12 protein-coding genes are annotated in these 17396 nt (G+C 71.6%); 7 read left to right on the forward strand and 5 right to left on the reverse strand.

The window, feature by feature from the left end; all coding sequences use genetic code 11:
* The first annotated feature begins 2 nt into the window (after positions 1–2).
* From ACFY36_RS36540 to ACFY36_RS36550, 3 genes are read left to right on the forward strand one after another with little or no spacing between them, the layout of a single operon-like run.
* On the forward strand, positions 3–2984 hold the full coding sequence (locus tag ACFY36_RS36540) for a bifunctional [glutamine synthetase] adenylyltransferase/[glutamine synthetase]-adenylyl-L-tyrosine phosphorylase (RefSeq protein WP_499750465.1): 2982 nt from the start codon (positions 3–5) through the stop codon (positions 2982–2984).
* Entirely contained in the window at positions 2981–3898 is a 918-nt protein-coding gene (locus ACFY36_RS36545; protein WP_499750466.1) for a GIY-YIG nuclease family protein, read from the forward strand. The genes ACFY36_RS36540 and ACFY36_RS36545 overlap by 4 nt, the downstream gene beginning before the upstream one ends.
* Before the next feature lie 15 nt (positions 3899–3913).
* Complete coding sequence (locus ACFY36_RS36550) at positions 3914–4114, forward strand: hypothetical protein (RefSeq protein WP_097320045.1); 201 nt, start codon at positions 3914–3916, stop codon at positions 4112–4114.
* Positions 4115–4386: 272 nt separating this feature from the next.
* On the opposite strand, the gene ACFY36_RS36555 is transcribed toward ACFY36_RS36550, so the two are convergent.
* Complete coding sequence (locus tag ACFY36_RS36555; protein WP_499750467.1) at positions 4387–5529, reverse strand: Glu/Leu/Phe/Val dehydrogenase dimerization domain-containing protein; 1143 nt, start codon at positions 5527–5529, stop codon at positions 4387–4389.
* A gap of 110 nt (positions 5530–5639) precedes the next feature.
* Between ACFY36_RS36555 and ACFY36_RS36560 the strand changes: the two genes are divergently transcribed.
* On the forward strand, positions 5640–6092 hold the full coding sequence (locus tag ACFY36_RS36560; RefSeq protein WP_499750468.1) for an Lrp/AsnC family transcriptional regulator: 453 nt from the start codon (positions 5640–5642) through the stop codon (positions 6090–6092).
* Here the strand turns inward: ACFY36_RS36560 and ACFY36_RS36565 are convergent.
* Together ACFY36_RS36565 and ACFY36_RS36570 are read right to left on the reverse strand one after the other, a co-directional pair.
* Complete coding sequence (locus ACFY36_RS36565) at positions 6087–7739, reverse strand: ATP-binding cassette domain-containing protein (protein ID WP_499750469.1); 1653 nt, start codon at positions 7737–7739, stop codon at positions 6087–6089. The two genes, ACFY36_RS36560 and ACFY36_RS36565, sit on opposite strands and share 6 nt — an antisense overlap.
* Positions 7740–7934: 195 nt before the next feature.
* Positions 7935–9617 (reverse strand): hypothetical protein, encoded by a 1683-nt coding sequence (locus tag ACFY36_RS36570; RefSeq protein ID WP_499750470.1) that lies wholly within the window; start codon positions 9615–9617, stop codon positions 7935–7937.
* Positions 9618–9666: 49 nt separating this feature from the next.
* Here ACFY36_RS36570 and mptB point away from each other — a divergent pair, with 49 nt between their 5' ends.
* From mptB to ACFY36_RS36585, 3 genes are read left to right on the forward strand one after another with little or no spacing between them, the layout of a single operon-like run.
* Positions 9667–11064, forward strand: a complete 1398-nt coding sequence (gene mptB / locus ACFY36_RS36575; protein ID WP_499750471.1) for a polyprenol phosphomannose-dependent alpha 1,6 mannosyltransferase MptB — start codon at positions 9667–9669, stop codon at positions 11062–11064.
* Positions 10997–12160 (forward strand): glycosyltransferase 87 family protein, encoded by a 1164-nt coding sequence (locus ACFY36_RS36580; RefSeq protein ID WP_499750472.1) that lies wholly within the window; start codon positions 10997–10999, stop codon positions 12158–12160. The genes mptB and ACFY36_RS36580 overlap by 68 nt, the downstream gene beginning before the upstream one ends.
* A 9-nt stretch (positions 12161–12169) precedes the next feature.
* Entirely contained in the window at positions 12170–14275 is a 2106-nt protein-coding gene (locus ACFY36_RS36585; RefSeq protein WP_499750473.1) for an esterase-like activity of phytase family protein, read from the forward strand.
* Positions 14276–14346: 71 nt separating this feature from the next.
* Here ACFY36_RS36585 and ACFY36_RS36590 read toward each other — a convergent pair whose 3' ends face one another.
* Both ACFY36_RS36590 and ACFY36_RS36595 read right to left on the reverse strand, forming a co-directional pair.
* Positions 14347–16962, reverse strand: coding sequence for a tetratricopeptide repeat protein (locus ACFY36_RS36590; protein WP_499750474.1), 2616 nt, complete (start codon positions 16960–16962; stop codon positions 14347–14349).
* The gene (locus ACFY36_RS36595) at positions 16959–17381 is read right to left on the reverse strand and encodes an RIP homotypic interaction motif-containing protein (RefSeq protein ID WP_499750475.1); all 423 of its coding nucleotides are present in this window, start codon (positions 17379–17381) and stop codon (positions 16959–16961) included. The genes ACFY36_RS36590 and ACFY36_RS36595 overlap by 4 nt, the downstream gene beginning before the upstream one ends.
* Positions 17382–17396 lie beyond the last annotated feature (15 nt).

The raw sequence follows: 17396 nt of genomic DNA on the forward strand, positions 1-17396 counted from the left end.
CCGTGACCAGGCCCAGCCGGCTCGCCCGGTACGGCTTCGCCGACGACGGCGTGCGCGCGGCCGACCTGGCCGGGCCGAGCGGCCTGCGGCTGTGGGACGTCGAGGCGCAGGCGCCCACCGGCGCCGAGGCGGCCGAGCTGCTCACCGCCCTGTCCCGCGCCGCCGACCCGACCCTGGCCCTGCGCCAGCTGCACCGGCTGGTCGACGCGGCCGGCCGGGCCGCCGCCCGGGTCAACGGGGGCCCGGTCACCGGGCCGGGCGGCGAGATCACCATGAACACCGCCACCGGCGAGGTGTTGAAAGCATTGGCCGAGGACACCGGCCTGCGCCGCCGCATGATCGCGGTGCTGGGCGCGTCGTCCGCGCTCGGCGACCACCTGGTGGCCAATCCGGACGACTGGCGGGTGCTGGCCACCGGCAAGACCGGCATGCCGCCGAACGCCGAGGGCGGCCTCGAGGTCGACGGCGTCCCGAGCATCCCCGACCTGCGCCGGGCCTACCGTGTCGCGTTGCTGCGGATCGCGGCGGCCGACCTGACCGGCGGGCGCGGGCTCGAGCCGACCATGGCCGCTCTGTCGCGGCTGGCCGACGAGACGCTCGGGGCCGCGTACGCGATCGCTGTCGCCGGGGTGAAGACAGAGCCCCGCCTGGCCGTGGTCGCGATGGGCAAGTGCGGCGGCAACGAGCTGAACTACGTGTCCGACGTGGACGTCATCTTCGTCGCCGACAGCGACGAGGACCTGAGCGCCGGCACGACGGTCGCGGCCCGGCTGATCGAGATCTGCGGGCAGGTCGCGTGGCCGGTCGACGCCGCGCTGCGTCCCGAGGGCAGCCGCGGCCCGCTGGTCCGCACGCTGGCCAGCCACCAGGCGTACTACCGGCGCTGGGCCCGCACGTGGGAGTTCCAGGCGCTGCTCAAGGCCCGTCCGGCCGCCGGCGACCTGGCCCTCGGGCAGCAGTGGATCGACGACCTGGCCCCGCTGGTCTGGCAGGCGGCCGAGCGGCCCGAGGCGGTGGCCGACGTCCGCGACATGCGCCGCAAGATCATCGAGAACGTGCCGGCCAACCAGGTCGACCGTGAGATCAAGCGCGGGCCGGGCGGGCTGCGCGACATCGAGTTCGCCGTCCAGTTGCTCCAGCTCGTGCACGGCCGCGTCGACGAGACGCTGCGCTCGGGCGGCACGTTGCCGGCGCTGCGCGCGCTGGTCGCCGGCGGCTACGTCGGCCGCGAGGACGGCGAGACCCTCCTGCGCGGCTACCGCTTCCTGCGCGGCGTCGAACACCGGCTTCAACTGCAACAACTCCGGCGTACGCACACCGTGCCCGACGATCCGGAAGGGGTGCGCTGGCTCGCGGCGGCCCTCGGATATACGGCCATGCCGGGCCGCGACGCGGTCGGCGCGTTCCGCTCGGACTGGGTCGGCCACGCCGCCCAGGTACGCCGCCTGCACATCAAGCTGCTCTACCAGCCGCTGCTCGAGGCGGTGGCCCGGGTGCCGGCCGAGGCGCTGCGGATGACCACCGAGTCGGCCGGCCGCCGGCTCAAGACGCTCGGCTTCGCCGACCCGGCCGGCGCCCTGCGGCACCTGCAGGCGCTCACCGGCGGCGTCACCCGCACCTCGGCCATCCAGCGCCACCTGCTGCCGATGCTGCTCCAGGAGTTCGCCGACGCCCCCGAGCCCGACCGCGGCCTGCTCAACTACCGGACCGTCTCCGACAAGCTCGGCAGCACCCCGTGGTATCTGCGCCTGCTGCGCGACGGCGGCCCGGTCGCGCTGCGGCTGGCCCGGGTCCTCGGCCTGTCCCGCTACGCGACCGACCTGCTCACCCGCGACCCCGAGGCGCTGCGGCTGCTGGCCGACGACGCCGAGCTCCAGCCCCGCCGCCGCGCGTCGCTGATCGACGGCTTCGCTGCGGCCGCCGAGCGGCACGCCGAAGATCCGGTCAAGGCGATCACCGCCATCCGGGCCCTGCGCCGGCGCGAGCTGTTCCGGCTGGCCTGCGCCGACATCCTGAGCCGGGCCGGCGAGCTGGCCCCGGCCCAGCCGCTCGACGTGGACGCGATCGGCATCGCGCTCTCCGACGTCACCGACGCCACGCTCAACGCGGCCCTGTCGGTGGCCCGCCGGGCCAAGCCGGGCCCGCCCGGCATGCGCTTCGCGATCATCGGGATGGGCCGGCTCGGCGGCTACGAGATGAGCTATCCGTCCGACGCCGACGTGCTGTTCGTCTACGACGGCGCCGACAACGGCGCGCCCGCCCTGGCCATGGCCGAGGAGCTGCGCCGGTCGCTGAGCGCGCCCGCGCCCGACCCCGAGCTGGGCATCGACGCCGACCTGAGACCGGAGGGAAGGCAAGGTCCGCTCGTCCGCAGCCTGGCCGCGTACCAGCAGTACTACGCCCGCTGGTCGAAGGTGTGGGAGGCGCAGGCGCTGCTGCGGGCCCGCTTCGTCTGCGGCGACGAGACGCTCGGCCGCGAGTTCGAGAAGCTGGCCGACCCGATCCGCTATCCCGACGGCGGTCTCACCCGCGAGCAGGTGGTGGAGATCCGCCGGATCAAGGCCCGGGTCGAGGTCGAGCGCCTGCCGCGCAACGCCGACCCGCATACGCACACCAAGCTCGGGCGCGGCGGTCTGTCCGACGTGGAATGGGCGGTGCAGTTACTGCAATTGCTTCACGGGTACGCCGTGACGGGGCTGAAGAAGACCCGCACGCTCGAAGCTCTCGACGCGGCGGTGAAGGCCAAACTGGTCGACAAGGTCGACGCGGCGGCCATGGCGGCCGGCTGGACCCTGGCCGCCCAGGTGCGCAACGCCCTGACGCTGGTGCGCGGCCGCCCGACCGACCAGCTGCCCCGGCACGGTGTCGAGCTGGCCGGCGCGGTGCAGCTGCTCGGCGGCGGCGACCCGGGCGAGTTCGTCGACCGCTATCTGCGCCTGACCCGCCGTTCCCGGGCCGCGATGGAACGGGTGCTCGACTCTTGACCCGTTCGCTGGTTCCCCGGCTGCCGGTCGCGCCCGGCGTCTACCGGTTCCGCGACGAGCGGGGCCGCGTGCTCTACATCGGACGGGCCACCGAGCTGCGCTATCGCGTCGGCTCGTACTGGACCGATCTCGGCAAGCGCCGCCACCTGGCCCGGATGGTCCCGCAGATCACCCGGATCGAGGCGTTGACCTGCGCCTCCGTCCACGAGGCGGCCTGGCTCGAGCGGAACCTCCTGGAACGTTCCAAGCCACGCTGGAACCGGATCCGCGGCGGCTTGGAGGTGCCGTTCTGCATTCGTCTCGCCGACGACACGCTGCAGGCGGTGCACTGGCCGCCGGTCGCTCCCGGCGGCCTGGTCTTCGGACCCTATCTCGGTGGTACGCAGGCACGGCTGGCCGTCTCGGCGCTGGAGCGGGTGCTGCCGCTGCGCTACACGAGTGACCGCCTCGGCGGATCGCAGCGCGACATGGCGGCGATCCTCGGCGTCGGCGCGGGCGATCGTGACCGCTTCGTCGCGCTGATCACCGCGGTCCTCCGGCGCGAGCCGCCGGCGGTGTCCACGCTGAGATCAGGGCTGCTCGAGCTGCGGGACCGGGCCTCGGAGCGGCTCGGCTTCGAGCTGGCGGCCCGGATCCAGCAGGAGATCGAGGCGGTCGACTGGATCCTGGCCGAACAGAAGGTCACGACGCTGACGCCGGGCGGCGACGCCGAGGCGTACGGATGGTCCGATGGGGTATTGGTTCGTTTCCAGATCCGAAGTGGTCGCTTGAGCGGCTGGGAGCAGCGCAAATGCTCCCGGGCGGCGGCGGAGCCGCACCTGGCGCGGACCGCGCCGCAGTGGCGGGACTTCGCGGACCGGAACGCGGAGCTGGCCACACAATTGGTCGCGGAGAGTGTTCGACCCGGTTCCTAGGGGTATGTACGTTCCATGATTTTCAGCCTGATTCGCCGTTTCGTCATCATGGCCGTCGCGATCCCCCTCGCCGCCGCCGGCTTCCGCAAGCTGAGCGACCGGCTGGAGGCCCGCAAGGGCCCGACCCGCACCACCCGCTACATGCGCCAGGGCGCCGACCTGCTGGCCGGTTTCGGCCGCCAGCCCCAGAAGAAGCGCCGCCGCTTCGCCTGGTGACCCGCGCCTTACTCCGCAGTCTCGGCTGGTGCCCGGGCCTTTGGCCGCCGCTTCGGCTGGTGCCCGGGCCTTTGGCCGCCGCTTCGGCTGGTGCCCGGGCTTGGCCGCCGCTTCGGCTGGTGCCCGGGCCTTTGGCCGCCGCTTCGGCTGGTGCCCGGGCCTTTGGCCGCCGCTTCGGCTGGTGCCCGGGCCTTTGGCCGCCGCTTCGGCTGGTGCCCGGGCTTTAGGCCGCCGTTCGGCTGGATCCGGGCTTCAGCCGCCGCTTGGCTTGTTTACTCGCGCTTTTCCGATGCCGGTTCGGCGTGCCGGCTGATCCGGCGCTCGGCTTCGGCGGCCGCGGCCGACGCCGGGGTGACGCCCTCGCGCTCGGCCGTGGCGAAGACGCCGGCCAAGGTGGTGGCTATGCCGTTCAGGCGGGCGGTCACCTGGGCCGGCGTCTCGTGGTGCAGTTCGACGGCCGTGGCGCGCAGGACGCCGCCGGCGCTGACGATGAAGTCGGGCGCCCACAGGATGCCCCGCTCGTGCAGCAGGCCGGCGGTGGACGGGGCGTCCAGCTGATTGTTGGCCGGGCCGGCGACGGCGGCGCAGCGCAGGGTGGGCACGACGGCCGGGGTCAGCAGGCCGCCCAGCGCGGCCGGGACCAGCACGTCGACCTCGGCCGTCAGGCACTCGTCCGGGGTGGCCCAGGTGGCGCCCAGCTCGGCGGCCACCTCGCGCCGCGCCGGGTCGATGTCGCTGACCACGAGCTTGGCCCCCGCCTCGGCCAGCAGACGGGCGACGCGCTCGCCCACATGCCCGAGCCCCAGCACAGCGAAGCTCCGCCCGGCCAGCGAGCTCCCGGCGGTGCTCCTGGCGGACAGCGAGCTCCCGGCGGTGCTCCTGGCGGACAGCGAGCTCCCGGCGGTGCTCCTGGCGGACAGCGTGTTCTCGGCGGCGCTTCGGGTGGCCAAGGTGGCGCAGACGGCTTCGAGGGCGGCCACTGTTCCCAGGGCGGTCGCGGGGGAGGAATCGCCGCTGCCGCCGGACTCGGCCGGGCGGCAGAAGACGTGGCCGGTGCGCTCGGCGATCGTGAGCATGTCGGCCGGGCCGGTGCCCACGTCGGGGCCCGTCGCGTACAGGCCGCCCAGCTCCTCGATCACCGTGCCGACGTCGTGCAGGGCGGCCGCCCGGTCGAAGGAACGCGGCGCCACGACCACGGTCTTGCCGCCGCCGTGGGGCATGCCGGCCAGGGCGCACTTCTCCGACATCGCCGCCGACAGGCGCAGGGCGTCCTCCAGGCCGTCCCGCCAATCGCCGTACTCCTTCATCCGGCATCCGCCCAGCGCCTGCCCCAGGACGGTCGAATGGACGGCGACGATGATCGGCAGGCCGGATTCGGGGCCACGGCGGATCACCACTCGTTCGTGCGGGAGCATTGCTTCCTCCGTACAAATAAATCGGTCTCTGCTGCGAAAGCTAGACGCCTGGCCGGACCCAGCGCAGACTTGCCGAACGAAGTTCGGCGAGAGCCGGAAAGTGGGGGACGGTGGACGACATTGATTCGGCGATCGTGCGGGAGTTGCAGCACAACGCGCGGCTGACCAACCGCGACCTGGCCCGGCTGGTTGGCGTGGCCCCCTCGACGTGCCTGGAGCGCGTGCGGCTGCTGCGTGACCGGGGCGTGCTGACCGGCTACCACGCCGAGGTCGACCTGGGCGCGCTCAACCGGCACGTCCAGGCCTTCCTCCACCTTCAGGTCCGGCCGATGAGCCGTGACGTGATCGAGGGAGTCAAGGCGTACGTCACCGGGTTGCCCGAGGTTTTGTCGGTCTTCGTGGTGGCGGGCGGCGACGATCTGCTGGTGCACGTGGCGGTGCCGAGCGTCGACGCCCTCCACTCCTTCCTGATGGACAAGTTCAGCCAGCGGCGCGAGATCGTGGGCTTCCGCAGCTCGGTGATCTACCAGCACACGCGCAACCGGGTTCTCGGGGCCTTATAGCTCCAGTCTCGGCCAGTCGGACAGATCGGACAGCAACCGCCGGTCGTGCGTCGCCACGATCACCGCCGCCGGCGTCGTGCGGATCGCCTGGGTCAACTCGTCCACCAGGGCCGCCGACAGGTGGTTGGTGGGCTCGTCGAAGATCAGCAGATCGGGCCGGGTGGCCAGATGGGCGGCGAGGTCGAGGCGGCGCCGCTGGCCCAGCGACAGCCGCTCGGCCGGGGTGCGCAGCGCCTCGGCGTCCAGCAGCCCGAAGTGCTCGCGCGGGACTGTGACCGCCGAGACCTCCTGCTCGACGAACGCGATCCGGTGGAACCGCCGCACGGTGCCGGCCGTCGGTTCGAGCCGCCCGGCCAGCAGGGCCAGCAGCGTCGACTTCCCGGCCCCGTTCGGCCCGGTCACCAGAAGCCGGTCACCCCCGTCGACACTCACGGTGAGTGGGTGGTCCAGGCGACCTTCCAGCTGTACGCCGTGAGCCCGCACCAAAGGCAGTCCAGGCCGGACCTGGAGCTCGGGGAACCGCAGCGCCGGCGGCGGCGCGGGCGCCGTGACACGGTGCGCGTCGAGGGCCTCCCGCTCCCGGTTGAGGGCCTGCACGACACCCGGCGCGCGGGTCTGGCGCTGATGCCGGCCGGTGCCCTTGGGCGGGCGCCAGCCGGTGCTGAGCCGATCGCGGGCCTTGCCGACCGCGGTGGTGAGCCGCTGGTGCTCGGCCTGCTGCTCCTCGAAGTCCTGTTCCCAGCGCCGCCGATCACGCCGGCGCCCTTCCTGCCAACCCTCGTAGCCACCGGCGTACACCCGGGGGAGCCCGTCCTCGGTGGGGTCGAGGTCGAGGAACTCCCCGGCCACGTCGCGCAGCAGTGCCCGGTCGTGGCTGACCAGCGCGAACCCGCTGCCGTGCTCACGTAGCCGCTGGGTGAGGAAGTCGAGCCCGCCGGCGTCGAGGTGGTTGGTCGGCTCATCGAGCAGGAGCAGGTCATAACGGGCGCCGAGCAGACAGGCGAGCCGCACCCGGTACCGCTGCCCGACGGAGAGGGTCCGCAACTCCCGCTCCCGGTCGGCGCAGGCCCCGAGAGCTTCGAGCGCGATGTCGACCCGCCGTTCGGCGTCCCAGGCGTCCAGCCGGGTGGCCAGCTCGAGCGCGGCGGCGTAGCGGTCCTCCGGGCTCGCACCATCGGCGCCGACGTTCGTGTCGGCGCCGACGGGGCCGTCACCGCGGGCGGCGTCGGCGTTGGTGGGGCCCTTGCCGCGGGCGGCGTTGGTGTTCGTGCCGGCCAGGTCGTGGGTGGCCTGGTCAAGGGCGGCCAAGGCGGCGTGGGCGTCGCGGAGGGCCTCGCCGGTGAGGGTGCCTACGGTCAGGCCCGGGGTGGCGGGGAGCGCCTGGTCGGCCAGGCCGAAGCTGCCGGCGCGGTGGACGCGGCCCTCGTCGGGAGCCAGGAGGCCGGCGAGGACACGCAGCAGTGTCGTCTTGCCGCGGCCGTTCTCGCCGACGATGGCCAGGCGGGACCGGGTCGAGACGGTGACGGAGACGTGGGTGAGGATCCGGCGGGCGCCGAGGGTGACGCTGACGTTCTCGGCGCGCAGATGCGCGTGGTCGCCGGTGAGGTGGTCGCCGGACGCGGCCGGCGTGAAGGTGCGAACAGACACAGGGAAGCTCCGCAGCTCGGAAAGGGAGCCGGGGCAGCGTCGAACGGCCGCTCCGGCGGGAACACCGAGAGACGGCGGCGACAGAAGAACGAGATGCGCCGCCGTCAGCGGCGGGTGCGCAACCTCATGAACGCCATGCCTGTGTACATGGCGGCAAGGTTATCGGGCCTCGCGAGCGACGGCATCCGAATTAATTCAGCTGGTCAAGGTGTACCGGCCGGGCGCGCGGAGGTGGACGCGGACCCAGTCGCCGTCGCGGTCGACACGGGCGCCGTTCGAGGCGGTGAGCCAGCGGGAGAAGCGGACGCGGAGAGCCACGTCGCCGGCGAAGGGGGCGTCGAAGGTGATCGAGCTCGCGGTCTGGGTGACCAGTGTCGCGGGCGCGCCGACGAGCGGGCGGGCGGGCGTGACGGCGTACAGGCGCCAATGCTCTCCGCTCCACACCTGCGTCAGGTAGGGGAGTCCGCCGGTGATGAGCTCCGCCTCGGGACGGCCCGACCAGGAGAGCTCGGCGTCGGGTACGGCCACGAACTGCACCGCCAGCTCGTCGAGCCAGGCACGGTACGTCTCGGCGGTGAGCGGAACGCCCGTGCCCGAGGTGCCGGGGATCTCGGTGAAGAAGAGCGGGTTGCGGTCGATGTCGGCCTGGCGCAGCCATCCGCGGGCCAGCGGGACGTCGCCCATGTGGGCGGCTTCCCAGTAGTCCCGCGTCGAGGGGATCTCGACCCGCCCGGTCAGCTTCTCCCGGGCGAGCCGGTCGAGAAGGGGAGTGAAGTAGCTCCGCTCGGCGGTTGGATTGCCCATGTCCCGGAGGTCGCCGGTCACGACGGGCGGCTGCCACCAGCAGGCCGCCACCAGGAGGAGCGCGACGGCCCACAGCGGCGCCGAGCGTTCGCGGGACCGCCAGGAGGGCCACGTCGCGTAGGCGGCCAGCACCGGCAGCGTGAACATCACCGCGAGGCGGGTCGCGTTGAGCCCCACCGGGGTGTGGATCAGCGCGGAGGCGAGCACGCCGGCCGCCGAGAGGAGAGCGGCCACCCGCACGGGCCGGCGCGGGACGAGAACGGCCACGGCCAGGCTCGCCACCACGGCCCGGACGGTGTCGGTCCGGCTGATGTTCATCCAGCCGCCGTCGCCGAAGAAGAGGGAGAGCGCCGCCAGCGGGATCGCGGCCGGCACCGCGATCAGAAGCCCCCGCCAGACCCGCCCGTGCCCCGGATCACCGGCCGTCGGCACCGCGCCGGCCGTCGGCACCGTGCCGGCCGTCGGCACCGCGCCGGCCGTCGGCACCGCGCCGGCCGTCGGCATCGTGCCGGCCGTCGGCACCGCGCCGGCCGTCGGCGCCAGGCGGCCGCTCGTGGCCAGGGCGACGCCAGCCAAGCCCAGGAACAAGCCGGCCACCGGGCTGGTGGCGCCGGCGAGCAGGGCCGGGATGGCGGCCAGTCCGGGGCGGCGGCCGGTCACCAGGACAAGGGCGGCAAGTCCGAAAAGTACCCCGAGTCCATACGTGACGCGGCCGCTGGCCAGGTTTCCGGCTATGCAGACGGTGCCGGCCAGGGCGCCCAGCCACGGGCGCGGGGCCGCGGTGGCGCGCAGCAACATCGCGAACAGGGCGGCGGCGCCTACGAGAGAAAGGGCGCCGGTCAGACGTACACCCAAAAATGCCATAAAAGGCTGGGAGATCAGGCTGTAGCCCAGCTGGTTGACGCCGGCGTACCACCGCAGGTCGATCGGGGTGTAGCCGTGGGCGGCGAAGAACTCGGCCCGGGCGACCTGGGCGGCCAGGTCGGAGCCCATCGGTGGCAGCAGGAGATAGACGGCACCCAGCACCGCCGCGACCACGGCGGTGACCCACTCCAGCCGGTGCCGAGCCCACACGCGCCCGACCCTACCCGGCGTTGCAGCGCGTCACGGTAGGGTGCTCGCCATGCCCCGCCCCACCGCCGTCCGATATGTGGGCCTGGCAGGAAGTCTGCTGCTCGCGGGGTCGGCCTGGCTCGGCGGCGCCAGCAGCCCGTGGGAGCCCACGGTGACGCCGCGCACCATTTTCGCCGGGGAGAACGGCGTCGCGCTTCCGCTCACCTGGCTGCTCGGCACCCTCCTGATCATCGGCGCGTGGGTGGCCGGCGTCCGCGCCGCGCCGACGGCCCGGTGGGCGTACGTCACCGCGGGTCTGTGGGCGGTTCCATTGCTGCCGTTTCTCCCGCTGGGGAGCTATGACGCGTTCTCGTACGCCTGTCAGGGCTGGCAGCAGTCGGCGGGCCTGGACCCGTACGCCGGTGGGGTGACCGACCTGGGCTGCCCGTGGGCCGACGCGGTGGCGCCGACGTGGTTGTCGTCGCCCGCGCCGTACGGCCCGGTCTTCCTGCTGCTGGCCGCCCTGGCGGTCAAGGTGGGCGGCTCCCTGACCGGCACCTTGGCCGCGTTGCGGGTGATCGCCCTGCTCGGCGTCGTGCTGATTGCCGTGTGCCTGCCGAGGCTGGCGCGCTGGTCGGGCGTACCCCTCGGTCGTGCTGTCTGGTTGACCCTGGCCTGCCCGCTCATCCCGATCCACCTGATCTCGGGCGCTCACAACGACGCCGTGATGGTCGGATTTGTGGTGGCCGGGCTGGCGGTGGCGATGGGCGGCCGGTGGACGTGGGCGGCGGGGCTGCTGTTCGGGCTGGCGATCGGGGTGAAGGCGACCGCGGTCGTGGTGGTGCCGTTCGCCTTCTGGGTGGCTTTGCGCTCGCGGAGAGCCGGTCCCCTGCGGGTCGGCGGTGAGCTGGTCGCCGGCGTGCTGGTGGCGCTGGCCGCGGCGTCCCTGATCTCCGGGCGGGGCTTCGGCTGGATCACCGGCCTGGCCGGGAGCGGAGCCTCCGTCCAGTGGACCTCGCCGGCCACCGCGATCGGCATGACCATCGACCTGTTCGGGCCCGATGCCGTGCCCGTCACCCGGGTCGCCGGCATCGTGCTGCTGTCCGTCCTGCTCGTGCTGCTCTGGTGGCGGGCCCGCGTCCGCGATCCGCTCCTCTACACCGGCTACGCGCTGGCCGCCACGGTTCTGCTCTCGCCGGTCTTTCATCCGTGGTACGCCGTCTGGGCGCTCCCCGTGCTGGCCGCCACCCTGCACGAGCACCTGCGCTGGCTGATCGCCCCGTGCGCGGTGGCGGCCGCCCTCTGCCTGCCGGACGGCTACAACCTGGCCCTCGCGGTGAAGGCCCAGGGCGCCATTCTCATGACGGCCTTCGTAATCTATTCAGCGTGGAAAGCACTACATGAAGCGAAAAATCGGAATCGTAGCGGTCCTGGCGCTGATCGCGCTGTTCATCGTCTACCTGGCTGAGACGCGCAACGGGTACTTCGACTCGAAGGTCTACTACGGCGCCATCCAGTACTGGTTCCGCGGCGACGGCGGCATGGTCTACGACTGGCTGCGCCCCGGCACGCCGTACGGCTTCACCTATCCGCCCTTCGCCGGACTGGTGATGGCGCCCATGGCGTTCCTGCCGTTCGGCGCCGTCGTCGTGATCGCCGTGATCGCCACGGTGCTGACCACCGCGCTGCTCACCTGGTGGTTCGTCTCTCCGCTGATCAAGCGCAAGGGCTGGACCGTCTGGTTCGCCTTCGCGATCGCGGTGTGCCTCGCGATCGCCTTCGAGCCGGTGCGCGAGACGATCACCTTCGGGCAGGTCAACACCCTCCTGCTGACGCTGGTCGCCGGTGACCTGCTGCTCGGCCTGGCCAAGGGGCGCAAATGGGCCGGCGTCGGCATCGGCCTGGCCACCGCGATCAAGCTCACCCCGGGCGTCTTCATCCTCTATCTGCTGGTCACCCGGCGCTGGCGGGCCGCGATCACCGCCTCCGGCACCGCCGCCGGTGTGACGCTCGTGGCGGCCGCCGTCTTCCCGGACGAGTCGCGCGAGTTCTGGACCTCCGCGCTGTGGGACACCAACCGGGTCGGCGTGCTCTCGTTCCTGTCCAACCAGTCCGAGCGCGGCTTCCTGGCCCGCCTCCCGATCGACCAGGCCGAGTCGAAGGTCTGGCTCGCCTGCGTCCTCCTGACCCTGGCCGGCTGGGCCTGGCGGGTCCGCAGGGAGCCGGACGACATCATGGGCGGGCTGGCCCTGACCGGCGTCCTCGGGTGCCTGATCAGCCCGGTCACCTGGATCCACCACTGCGTCTGGCTCATTCCGGCCATCGTGCGCTGCGTCGACGCGGGACTGTCCGGAACGGACAAGCGGCCTTTGTGGCTCGGCGGGGCCGCGTACGTCATCATGACCTCGCGTTTGACCTGGCTCTGGGAGAAGCGGCCGCGGCCGCCGCTGGAGCTGATCGGCGGGAACTTCTATGTCTGGTTCAGCCTGGCCCTGCTGATCTGGACACCCATCGGCACCCGTCGTTCGTCTGACGTCCATCAGGAGGACAAGATCCTTCTGTAGTCAAAACCCATGTCAAAGCGCCGTACCACCTCGGCGATCGCTCTCGCCGCTCTCGTCGGAGCCGCCGGCTTCTCCCCGCCGGCGTCCGCGCACCACAAAGACACCGCATTCCAGCGCCTCGCCACCTTCCCGGCCTACCTGAACTCGTCGATCGACGACACGGCGGCCGCCGAGATCTCCACGGTGACCGAGGACGGCCGTACGGTCGTCTACACCGACAGCCCCGGTGAGCGCCTCGGCTTCGTCGACATCACCAACCCGGGAAAGCCCCAGCCGAAGGGCACCCTGGCCGTCGGCGGCGAACCCACCTCGGTGGCGCACCTGGGCCGCCTGCTGCTGGCCGGCGTGAACACCAGCGCGAGCTTCACCGACCCGTCCGGCAAGCTCGTCGTCATCGACGACCGCACCCGCAAGGTGGTGCGCGAGCTCGACCTGGGCGGCCAGCCCGACTCGGTGGCCGTCGCCCCGAGCGGCCGCTACATCGCGGTGGCCATCGAGAACGAGCGCGACGAGGACGTCAACGACGGCGCGATCCCGCAGCTGCCGGCCGGCTACCTCGTGGTGATCGACACCAGGACGTGGAAGACCGCCCGGATCGATCTGGCCGGGATCGACCCCGAGCCCGAGTACGTCAGCATCAACTCCCGCGACGAGGCGGTGCTCTCGCTCCAGGAGAACAACCAGATCGCGATCATCTCGCTGGCCTCGAAGAAGGTCATCCGCCAGTTCGACGCCGGCCAGGTCACGGTGTCCGAGGTGGACACCAAGGACGACGACAACATCACGCTCGACGGCACGATCACCGCCAAGCGCGAGCCGGACGGCGTGGCCTGGATCTCCGACGACTACTTCGCCTCGGCCAACGAGGGCGACTACGAGGGCGGCAGCCGCGGCTGGACGATCTTCAACCGCGACGGCAAGGTCGTCTGGGACGCGGGCAACACGCTCGAGCACATCGCGGTCGAGCACGGCCTCTATCCGGACAAGCGCTCGGACGCCAAGGGCATCGAGCCGGAGAACGTGGCGTTCGCCCGTATCAACGGCACGCCGTACGTCTTCGTCAACGCCGAGCGCGGCAACTTCACCGCGGTGTACGACGTGTCGAACCCCCGCAAGCCGAAGTTCCAGCAGCTCCTGCCGACCACGAACGGCCCGGAGGGCGTGGTCGCGGTACCGTCCCGCGGCCTGGTGATCGTCTCCAGCGAGGAGGAGATCCCCGACGCGAACATCCGGGGCTCGCTCAACATCTACGGCCTGGGCAAGGCTCAGTTCCCGTCGATCGTCTCCGACCACGAGATCCCGTTCGGCACGCTGTCGGCCCTCTCCGCGGTTCCCGGCACCCGCGACAAGCTGGTCTCGGTGACCGACTCGGCGTACACCCCGACCCGGATCTTGACTGTCTCGGTTTCGCGCAGCCCGGCCGAGATCACCCGCCAGCTGACGGTCACGAAGGACGGCAAGCCGATCGGGTACGACGCGGAGGGCATCGCCGCGCGCAAGACCGGCGGTTATTGGCTGGGCGTCGAGGGTTCCGCTTCAACCCCCAACTTGCTCGTACGCCTGGACGCGCGTGGCGCCGTACAGCAGGAGATCCCGCTGCCGGCGGAGATCGCCGCCGCCGTGACCACAAACGGTTTCGAGGGCGTGGCCGAGACGAACGGCGCGGTGTGGGTGGCCATCCAGCGCCCGCTGAAGACGGACCCGGCCAACGTCGTGCGCATCGGCCGCTACGACATCGCCAAGGCCACGTGGTCGTGGCTGGCCTACCCGCTCGACACGGCCCCGCTGGGCTGGACCGGCCTGTCCGAGCTGGTGGCGGTCGACGGCAACACGTTCGCGGTGATCGAGCGCGACAACCAGAGGGGCCCGCAGGCCTCCATCAAGAAGGTCTACAAGTTCGACGTCCCCACCACGTGGACGGGCGTCCCCACGCTGAAGAAGAAGCTGGTCAGGGACTTGCTGCCGGCTTTGAAGGCCGACAACGGCTGGGTGCAGGACAAGGTCGAGGGCTTGGCCATCGCCGGCAACGGCCAGGCCTACGCGGTCACTGACAACGACGCCATCGACGACGCGACCGGCGAGACGGTCTTCCTCCGTCTGGGCCGCCTCTTCTGATCTCAGCGGCGGTCACGTCCGGCTCCCGGGCGTGGCCGCCGTTCAGGTCCTGGCGGCAGCGGTCAAGATCCTTATCGTCCCTGACCGTCGTCTGCTTCGGTCGGCCGGTCCGCCGCCAGGTAGGCGTAGACGAGGTTGTCCCGTGTGGCCAGCGTGGTCGGGTGTCCCTCGCCCAGCAGCCGCCGGCTGTCCGCGAACACGCTTTCGAGCTCGCGAACAGCCTCACCGAGCCGACCCGCCGCCCAATAGGCGCTGCCAAGGTTGTTCCGTGTGATCAGTGTGTATGGATGATCTTCGCCCAGCAGCCGCCGGAGATCGGCCAGCACGCCTTTGAACCCGCGGACCGCCTCATCGAGCCGCCCTGCCGCCTGGTAGGTGCCGGCGAGGTTGTTCCGTGTGGTCAACGTGTCCGGGTGATTGTCGCCCAGGAGTCGTCGCCGGTCGGCGAGCACACTTTCGAACCCGCGGATCGCCTCGTCCAACCGTCCCGCCGACTGATAGACGCCGGCAAGACTGCTCCGCGAATTCATCGTGTTCGGGTGTTCGTCGCCCAGCAGTCGCTGCCGGTCGGCGAGCACACTTTCGAATTCGCGGATCGCCTCGTCCAAGCGCCCCGCCGCCTGATAGGTGATGGCGAGGTTGTTCCGTGTGGTCAGCGTCTCCAGATGTTTGTCGCCCAGGAGCCGTCGCCGGTCGGCGAGCACACTTTCGAGTTCGCGGATCGCCTCGTCCAAGCGGCCTGCCGCCTGGTAGGCGCTGGCGAGGTTGTTCCGTGTGATCAGCGTGTTCGGGTGTTCCTCGCCCAGCAGCCGCTGCCGGTCGGCAAGCACTCCTTTCAGCTCACGGATCGCCTCATCGAGTCGTCCCGCCGCCTGGTAGGTGTTGGCGAGGCCTTGCCGCGAGGTCAGCGTGTCCGGGTGTTCGTCGCCCAGGAGTCGTCGCCGGTCGGCGAGCACACTTTCGAATCCGCGGACCGCCTCATCGAGTCGTCCCGCCGTCAGGTAGCTGTCGGCGAGGCCTTGCCGCGAGGCCAGCGTGTCCGGGTGTTCGTCGCCCAGGAGTCGTCGCCGGTCGGCGAGCACGGTTTCGAATCCGCGGATCGCCTCGTCCAAGCGCCCAGCCGCCCGGTAGGTGTCGGCGAGGTTGTGCAGGGAGGCCAGCGTGTTCGGATGTTCCGCGCCCAGCAGCCGTCGCTGGTCGGCTGTCACGTTCCCGTACTCGCGGATCGCCTCGCCCAGCCGCCCCGCCGAATCGTAGGCGCTGGCGAGGTTGTGCCGGGAGGTCAGTGTGCTCAGGTGCTCGTCGCCCAGCAGCCGCCGGCTTTCGGCCAGTACCAGCTCGAATTGATCGATCGCTGCCTTGGTCTGGCCTTGGAACTGCCGATAGGTGGCGGCCCGATCCCCGAGTGGAATAGAGGTTCCGATCAGGTGATCATCAGGGAGGCCGGCGATGAGCGCGTCAATGTGAGGCAGCAGGGCACTCCAGCGGGGCCATCCCCGGGCGTTGTTGATCGGATCGTCGGGAATCGCCGCGGCAAGCAGCTCGGCGGTGTCCTGCTGCGCGGCTTCGGCGGTGGCGTTCTCCTGCTGGCTGTGCCGTGTCACGGCCTGGACGAGCCGGTGCACACTGACCAACTCGCCGACCTGGTTGATCATGCTGTAGGACGCCAGGAGGGCCAAGGCGTCGTAAACGTCCGCGGGATCGTCGGCCAGAGGAGTCAGGACCTCGTCGGGCAGGTCGTCGGGAGCCAGCCAGGCCAGCACGTCCATCACCTGTCCGGCCAGGGGACTGCTCTCGGCGATGGTGGACATGGTCAGCGTCCACACCAGGGAGACGGCGCGGTCGTCCTTCCCGCCGAAGCCGGCGGCCGAGGCCACGCGCGCGAACTGGCTGTTCAGGAGGGTGCGGTAGTCGTCGAAGCTCATCCGGGCGTGCTGGCTGACGTACGCGGCGGCCTGCTCCAGCGCCAGCGGCAGATCACCCAGGTCGTCCGCCAGCCGGTCGGCGCCCTCTCGATCGCCGGCGCGGCCGGTCAGGCGGGTCAGCAGGTCGATCGAGGCCGGCCGGGCCAGCACGCCCAGCCGGAACGGGGTCAGGCCCAGCGTCGCCCAGCGGGCCGCGCCCAGGTCACGGCGGGTGGTCACCAGGATCTGGCCGTTGCCGCCGACTATGCCCAGCAGGTCGGCGATGTCGTTGACGTCCTCGACGTTGTCGAGCACCAGCAGCCAGCCCGTGTTCCCCTGCAGCCAGCCGAGCGCCCACGCCTGCGCGTCGGCCAAAGTCGCCACCGGGTGCAGTCGGCGGGTCAGTGCGGCCAGCCCCAGATTCAGGTTCTCGACGTTGTCGGCGGTGATCCACCAGACCAGCGAATAGCGCGACAGATATTCGCGGGCGTAGTGGTTCACCAGCTCGCTTTTGCCGATGCCGCCCAGTCCGTGTACCGCCCCGGCTTGGCCGACCACCACGCCGACGTCGTCGCCGCCGAGCTGGTCGGCGAGCACGCGCAGGTCGCGGCCGAGGAACACCGCCGACTGCCGCGGCAGGTTGTGCACCACCGCGCCGGCCGCGGCCGACTGCGGTGGCGGCAACCCGCCCGCGTCCACACCGATGTTGGTCTGGGTGTTCCCCGAACCGACCTGCACACCTTGGCCGCCGGTGACGTCGACTGTGAAGTCGCCGGTGCTCACGCCGGCGACGTGAAGGTGTTCGTCTGGGTGTTGTGAGAGCCGATCTGCACGCCCTGACTATCGGAGACGGTCACCTTGTACCGGTCCGCGCCGACCCCGGCCTCACCCAGAATCTGCGACAGGTCCTGCCTCAGCTGCGGATCCTGCGACAGGGCCTTCAGCAGCTGGGCCCGCAACACCGCCGCTGACGCCTCGTCGTCGGGGGACTCGCCGACCTCGACCACCGCGGCCTCGATCTGGTCGCGGCGGCCGGAGGTGAACAGCCGGCGCAACAACCGCCGTCCTATCCCCACTGTCGCGTCCGCTCCCGCGTCGGCGGCCGCGTCGGTGACCTTCTGCACCACGGCGCCTCCGTACACCCCGGCCGCGGCCGTGACGTACGGGACAACGTCCTGAACCAGCACTCCAAGATCAGCCACAGGTGATCAGCTCCT

Origin of the sequence: Actinoplanes sp. NPDC000266 (assembly GCF_042899005.1) — a bacterium.
Taxonomy (GTDB): Bacteria; Actinomycetota; Actinomycetes; order Mycobacteriales; family Micromonosporaceae; genus Actinoplanes.

Excerpts from the sequence above, each read along its gene's own strand:
- ACFY36_RS36550 (WP_097320045.1), top strand. The coding sequence starts at position 3,914 with ATGATTTTCAGCCTGATTCGCCGTTTCGTCATCATGGCCGTCGCGATC.
- mptB (WP_499750471.1), top strand. The coding sequence starts at position 9,667 with ATGCCCCGCCCCACCGCCGTCCGATATGTGGGCCTGGCAGGAAGTCTG.
- ACFY36_RS36580 (WP_499750472.1), top strand. The coding sequence starts at position 10,997 with ATGAAGCGAAAAATCGGAATCGTAGCGGTCCTGGCGCTGATCGCGCTG.
- ACFY36_RS36555 (WP_499750467.1), bottom strand. The coding sequence starts at position 5,529 with ATGCTCCCGCACGAACGAGTGGTGATCCGCCGTGGCCCCGAATCCGGC.
- ACFY36_RS36585 (WP_499750473.1), top strand. The coding sequence starts at position 12,170 with ATGTCAAAGCGCCGTACCACCTCGGCGATCGCTCTCGCCGCTCTCGTC.